The organism is Chitinophagaceae bacterium (genome assembly GCA_030053935.1).
Lineage (GTDB): Bacteria > Bacteroidota > Bacteroidia > Cytophagales > JASGCU01 > JASGCU01.
The window spans coordinates 9351-16538 of record JASGCU010000054.1 but is presented as its reverse complement, the minus strand read 5'-3'; the positions used below and the strand labels follow the sequence as shown (position 1 = coordinate 16538).

Here is a 7188-nt window from a genome sequence, read left to right as displayed (position 1 = left end):
AAAGTACATATATTTTATATGATTTTCAAATATTTAATTTTTAGAACTCCCCTTAATAAAATTTCACTGAAAACTTTTTGGTCAGCCCTAAAGTGACAAAATGACACTTTTATTTCTTTGGTATAAAAATTGCTTTTTAAAATAATAAACATATTTTCTCATCATTCATTATAAACTTATGTCAATAATAGTAAAAAATCTTACAAAAAAATACGGGGAACAAAAGGCAGTCAATAATATTTCCTTTGAAGTAAATACAGGAGAAATCGTTGGCTTTTTAGGTCCAAATGGTGCAGGCAAGAGTACCACAATGAAAATAATTACTTGCTACTTGGGAGCAACTAGTGGAGACGTAAAATTAGATAATTATAGTATAAAAACAGATGCTCAAGAGATAAAAAAAAGAATTGGGTATCTCCCTGAAAACAACCCACTCTATGGAGATATGGCTATCATAGATTACTTGTGGTTTTGTGCAGAAATACAAGGCGTGCAAAAGTCACTCATTCCTCAACGTATATCCGAAATGATAGATGTATGCGGATTAGAAAGAGAAAGACACAAAAAAATAGGGGAACTTTCCAAAGGATACAGACAAAGAGTGGGATTAGCACAGGCAATGATACATAATCCCGAAGTTCTTGTCCTTGATGAACCCACTACGGGACTAGATCCAAATCAAATTATAGAAATTCGTAATCTCATAAAGGACTTAGGAAAAGAAAAAACAGTTATCCTCAGCTCTCATATCTTATCAGAGGTAGAAGCTACTTGTGATAGAATACTTATCATCAATAAAGGGAGAATTGTAGCCGATGGAACAGCCGAATCACTCAGAGGTAAGGCACAAGCAAAAGAAATTTTAACAGTAGAAATAGAAGGCAGTGAAGTAGAAGAAACACTGCGATCTCTACCTACCATAGAATCAGTAAGTCGTGTTCCTAATAAACAAAATACGTATATAATACAAAGTAAATCCGTAGAAAATTCTTCTCGTAAAGCAATATTTGATGCATGTATTAGTAAAAATTGGAATCTTTTAGGAATGACAGCGCAAGAAACAAAGTTAGAAGACGTATTTAGAGAGGTAACCAACGAAAAATAAATATTAACTTAACAATAAATAAAAACAATTATGCAAAAAATTTGGGTAATAACACGCCGAGAGATAAACTCTTATTTTGATTCTCTGATGGCATATATAATGATAATCATATTTTTAGTAATGTCGGGCATATTTACCTGGCTTTTGGGAACAAATATATTCTTTCAAGGGCAGGCAAGCTTACAGATATTCTTTGGCATCTCTTTTTGGACGCTTTTTTTCTTCATTCCCGCAATAACCATGAGAACTTTAGCCGAAGAAAATAAAACAGGAACAATAGAACTCCTCTCTACCAAAGCAATAAGCGATTGGGACATCATACTAGGAAAGTTTCTCGCATGTTTTTTATTAGTAAGCATCGCTCTTTTATGCACCCTCCCCTACTATTTTACTATTTCTCAATTAGGAAACGCAGACCATGGGGGAATTATAGGAGGTTATTTGGGACTATTAATGCTTTCCGCATCATACATCAGCGTAGGAATATTTTCCAGTAGCACTACCAACAATCAAATAATAGCATTTTTAATAGCACTCATAATAAATGTATTCTTCCAGTTAATATTTGACTTTATAGCACAGATTTTCACAGGAAGCATAGGAGCCTTTTTTAATTACATGAGCTTAAGAACGCATTTTGAATCTCTCTCGCGAGGAGTAATAGACTCTCGAGATATAATATATTTTGCTTCTATCATATCATTAGGACTATTACTATCCCAAGTAATGCTCTCCAAAAGAAATTGGCAATCATAAACCTTTCATTAATTATATATCTCACTTTTAACATACAAATAAATGAAAACAAAAAACATATTCACACAATTAGGAGTAGCTATAGGTATTCTTTTTATTCTCAACCTTATATCTACAAAACTTTATTTTAGATTGGACTTCACAGAAGACCAAAGATATACTTTGAGCAAAGCAACAAAGAACATTATAACCGAACTCAAAGACGTGGTAACTATAAAAGCATACTTTTCGCAGGACCTTCCGCCTCAAATAGCTGCTACCAAACAAGATTTCAACGACCTTCTCATAGAATTTGAAAAAAGATCAAATGGAAATATCGTATACGAATTTATTAATCCAAATGAAAACGAAGAAACAGAAAAAAAAGCACAACAAAGCGGTATAAATCCCCTCTTTGTGAACGTCACAGAAAGAGACCAAGTAAAACAAATCAGAGCATATATGGGGGCAGTGATCCAATCAGGCAATAAAACAGAGATTATACCCGTAATCCAACCAGGATCCGCAATGGAATACGCTCTTACTACCTCACTAAAAAAAATATCCATAGAACAAAAAGCAAAAGTAGGATTTATACAAGGACATAAAGAATCCCCAATAGAACATCTGCAACAACTTACCAACCAACTATCCGTTCTCTACACCGTAGAACCTATCAATTTGCCAACTACCCCCATAATAGATAATAATTATAAAGCCCTTGTGTGGATAAACCCCGAAGATTCTATTTCTGCAGACGACTTTTCTAAAATAAATAACTATCTCAACACAGGAAAAGGCATCTTTATTGCTTATGCGAACATAAAAGGAAATCTCCAAACAGGAGAACTCAGCCCCGCAAAAGAAATAGGAATGGAAACATGGCTCGCAGGATTAGGAATCCAAATAGGAAAAGAGTTTTTAATAGATGCTAGCTGCGCTCCTATAACAGTACAACAAAGACAAGGAAATTTCGTATTCAACTCCCAAGTACAATTCCCCTATTTTCCTATCATTAAAAACTTTGCAAACCATTCTATTAGCAAAGGATTAGAATCAATAGTCCTTCCTTTTGCAAGTGCTATCAATATCACACGACTCACATCCGATAGCGCCCTGAAAAGCACCAATCTTTTACTTACCTCTGAAAATACAGGTCTGATACCTACTCCTAATTATGTAGATATTCAAAAACAATGGACAGAAGAGGACTTTAAAGCAGGAAAACAAGCAGTAGCTATTGCTCTTTCAGGAAAAATATTGACTCATCCAAACTCAAAAATAGTAATAGCATCCAATGGTATATTTGCAGTGAGCGGCGACCCGAATCAACAACAACAAATAAACCCTGATAATGTAAATTTTACCAGCAACTCTATTGATTGGATAGCCGATGATACAGGACTTATAGATTTAAGAACCAAAGGTGTTACTAACAGACCCTTAGATAAAATAGAAGAAGCAACAAAAAATATAATTAAATACTCTAATGTACTAGCGCCTATAATACTTTTGCTCATCTATGGATTTATTCGTAAACAAAGGAACGTAATGAAACGAGAAAAATGGACATCAGGGCAATATTAATCTTTTATTTCATATAAACACTCAATAAAGATGCTTAAAAATAATAAAACACTCACATTCTTAACCATAGTATTAGCAACACTTATTATTATTTATATTTTGGTAGATATATTTGGAGATAAAACAAAAAGCAAAGGACTAAGAGCTGTATTAGTAACAATAGATACAGCAGAAATTACCAAAATCCAAGTAACTACCACAGGAAAAAAAACAATCCTTTTAAAAAAAGAAAACAAATGGTTCATAGAACTTTCCACAGGAAAAACAATACCCGCAGAAAAAGGATCTATTCTCAACCTTTTCAATACCTTAAAAACAATAGAACCAAGCAGACTAATCTCCCGAGATAAAATAAAATGGGCAGAATATCAAGTAGATTCCGTAGGAAAAAGAATAGAAATATTCGAAGACAATGATAAAACAGCAGACCTTGTCATAGGAAAATTTAATATGGAAGGACAAAATAACTATAACACCAATGTCAGAGTTTTCGATGAAACAGAGGTGTATGCGGTAAATAATTTCTTCAGTTTTTCCATTAGTGATGATCCATCGGAATATAGAAATCAAGTAGTAGTGAACTGTAATAAAGATTCTCTATTAGAAATAAACTTTCAATACCCTGACTCCAGCTTTGTTCTGAAAAAACAAAATCAAAAATGGTGGATAGATACAGAAACCGTAGATTCAACAGCCATAGAAACCTACTTACAGAGCATTGCTTATAATACTAATAAGAATTTTGAAAATCAATTTCAAAAACAAACCGATGCCCCATTCCGTATACAGATAAAACTAAGAGGACAAGCCCCCATTACCATAGAAGCACATCAGAATCCTGCGGGACAATACATAATAAACTCCACTGCTAATCCCGAAGCATTCTTTTTAGATGAAGCTCTTACAAATAACCTCTTGAAAGGAAAAACATTTTTTACAAAAAAATCATAACCCTCTCAAATTCATTTGGTATATTGCTTTTCATCTTTCAAATTTCACAAAAAACACAAAGGTTTTTATAGTTTCATAGCAAATACTCAAGAGCTATAACTACCTTTGTGTTTTTCTTTTTGTAATTTTGTGCAATATACATTAATATGGTTAAATCCATCTATTGATATATACATCCCTGACAGGGCTAAATAATCAAAAAAAAAAATATAATAATAATAAAAATTATCTAAACAGGTATGAAAACGAACAATAAACAATGGCTTCTTTTTTTCAAACAGATATAGAAAGAATAAAAGGAGTAGGACCCGCTAAAGCAGCTATTCTCAAAAAAGAAGTTTCGCTTTTTGTCTTCGCTGATATGATTCAATACTATCCTTTTCGGTATGAAGATAGAACTCATTTCTATAAAATAAATGAAATAGATGAAGAATATGAATCTGTACAAGTTATTGGAACTATAGCTCACATAGAATTAGCAGGAGATAACCATAGAATGCGACTCATAGCAAAACTAAAAGACGAAACAGGACAATTAGAATTGATATGGTTTCAAGGGGTCAATTGGCTCCTGAAAACTCTCCAAAAAGGTGCCAAATATGTTGTCTATGGAAAACCAAATGCTTTTAATAATTCCATCAATATCTTACATCCCGAGATAGAAATTCTTACCGAAAGAAATTCCAAAGGCGGATTTATGCACCCCGTGTACCATTCTACCGAAGTAATGAAAAAATGGTCTTTGGACAGCAAAGGAATTGCAAAAATACAACAAACCCTCCTCCCTTTAGTAATACCCCATATACAAGAAAATTTACCCGCTTACATCCTCACAGAACAAAAACTTATCCCCAAATCTACTGCTCTCAAAAATATCCACTTTCCCGAAAGTGATGACTCCCTTCTTGCTGCTAAAAAACGACTCAAATTTGAAGAACTCTTCTATTTACAACTAAAACTCATCGCTTTAAAAAATAATAGAAAACAAAAATCAAAGGGATTCCTATTTGGTAAAACAGAACTCTTAACAAAATTTTATAAAGAGCATATTCCCTTCGAACTCACCAATGCACAAAAAAGAGTGATTAAAGAAATTTTTGCTGACTTGAAATCAGGAAAACAAATGAATCGCCTCCTGCAAGGAGATGTAGGAAGCGGTAAAACAATAGTTGCCTTTATTATTATTTTAATAGCTTTAGATAATGGATATCAGACAGCTATAATGGCACCTACAGAAATTCTGACAGAACAACATTTTAGAGAAATTGGTAAATTCAGCGAACTTTTGGGAATCAAAATCGCAAAACTTACCAGCTCCACAAAAAAAAAAGAAAAAAAAGAAATTCTAAAAACCCTCGCCACAGGAGAACTCCAGATTATTGTAGGAACGCACGCATTGATAGAAGAGAGCGTGGTATTTCAAAAACTCGGTATGATTATTATAGATGAGCAACACCGATTTGGAGTAGAACAAAGAGCAAAACTCTGGAAAAAAAGTCACGAACTTGCTCCACACGTATTAGTAATGACAGCAACCCCCATCCCGAGAACACTTGCGATGACTGTATATGGAGATTTAGATATATCTACCATAGATGAACTGCCCGCAGGCAGAAAAAATATCAAAACTCATTACCAATCTGATGCCAATCGACTACGTGTTTTTGGGTTTATCAAAGAACAAATAAAACAAGGAAGACAGGCATTTATCGTTTATCCACTCATAGAAGAATCAGAAAAAGTAGACCTCAAATATCTTATGGACGGATACGAAAGTATTACCCGTGCTTTTCCCGAATACTTTATTGGAATACTACACGGAAAAATGACATCCGAAGCAAAAGAACTGGAAATGATGCGATTCTTAAAAAATGAAACACAAATAATGGTGGCTACCACCGTTATAGAAGTAGGAATCGACATACCCAACGCCACTATTATGGTTATAGAAAATGCAGAAAGATTTGGACTATCTCAATTACATCAATTGAGAGGAAGAGTCGGAAGAGCAGAACATCAATCATTTTGCATCCTGATGGCAGGAACAAAAGTAACAAAAGAAGGAAGAGAACGCTTAGAAACAATGGTAAGAACCAACGATGGATTCGAAATAGCAAGAGTAGACCTCAAACTAAGGGGACCAGGAGACATTATGGGAACAAAACAAAGCGGAATATTAGACCTTATGATTGCAGACTTGAACGAAGATGCTCCTCTTTTACAAAAATGCAGAGAATGTGCTGAACAAATAATCCACGAAGACCCCGAATTCCTCCTGCAAAAGAACGAAGTTATCAAAAAACATATCCTTGCATTGGACACACAAAGCAATAATTGGAGTAAAATTAGCTAATATTTTTTAATTGCTTCAAAGGTTTAAAACTTTGAAAACGCTTTTTTTATGTTTTTTAATAAATAAGTCCAAGGATTTTAACGTTTTTTTTATACTATTGGAACATTCTTTCCCATCATTCGAATGGTTTTTCTCGTAGAATTAAGGGTTGTTAGCTTATACGGCTATCAAAATGCTATGTCTATCTCTATAGTTTCTCTTCATCTCTCACAAAACTTCATGTTTTATTTGATATATATTTTTTTTTGAAAGGTTCACTGTATGCGCTTATTGGGATAATATTCTTTGTTTTTATTTACTCTTTTGATAATGTATTTTGAATGTGTAGTACGGATTCTGGTGTTATGGAGAAGTCCTCGGCTATTTCTTCTATAGATAGTTTTCCTCTTTTGAGAGCATTTATGATTTGTTGTGTTTTTTCTTTTTGTGTTTCTTCTATTGCTTGTTGTTCTCTTTC

At 33.6% G+C, this 7188-nt stretch carries 5 protein-coding genes; all 5 read left to right on the top strand.

Annotation, left to right across the window (positions count from 1 at the left end):
* The first annotated feature begins 178 nt into the window (after positions 1 to 178).
* The 5 genes from gldA (at position 179) to recG (ending at position 6731) form a co-directional block, all read left to right on the top strand.
* Positions 179 to 1105 (top strand): gliding motility-associated ABC transporter ATP-binding subunit GldA, encoded by a 927-nt coding sequence (gldA, locus tag QM536_06595; protein ID MDI9356673.1) that lies wholly within the window; start codon positions 179 to 181, stop codon positions 1103 to 1105.
* A 30-nt stretch (positions 1106 to 1135) separates the two neighbouring features.
* Entirely contained in the window at positions 1136 to 1861 is a 726-nt protein-coding gene (locus QM536_06590) for an ABC transporter permease subunit (protein ID MDI9356672.1), read from the top strand.
* A gap of 42 nt (positions 1862 to 1903) precedes the next feature.
* Positions 1904 to 3427, top strand: coding sequence for a Gldg family protein (locus QM536_06585; GenBank protein ID MDI9356671.1), 1524 nt, complete (start codon positions 1904 to 1906; stop codon positions 3425 to 3427).
* Between the two features lie 30 nt (positions 3428 to 3457).
* Positions 3458 to 4378, top strand: coding sequence for a DUF4340 domain-containing protein (locus QM536_06580; protein MDI9356670.1), 921 nt, complete (start codon positions 3458 to 3460; stop codon positions 4376 to 4378).
* 259 nt (positions 4379 to 4637) lie between these two features.
* The gene (gene recG / locus QM536_06575; protein ID MDI9356669.1) at positions 4638 to 6731 is read left to right on the top strand and encodes an ATP-dependent DNA helicase RecG; all 2094 of its coding nucleotides are present in this window, start codon (positions 4638 to 4640) and stop codon (positions 6729 to 6731) included.
* Positions 6732 to 7188: the final 457 nt, after the last annotated feature.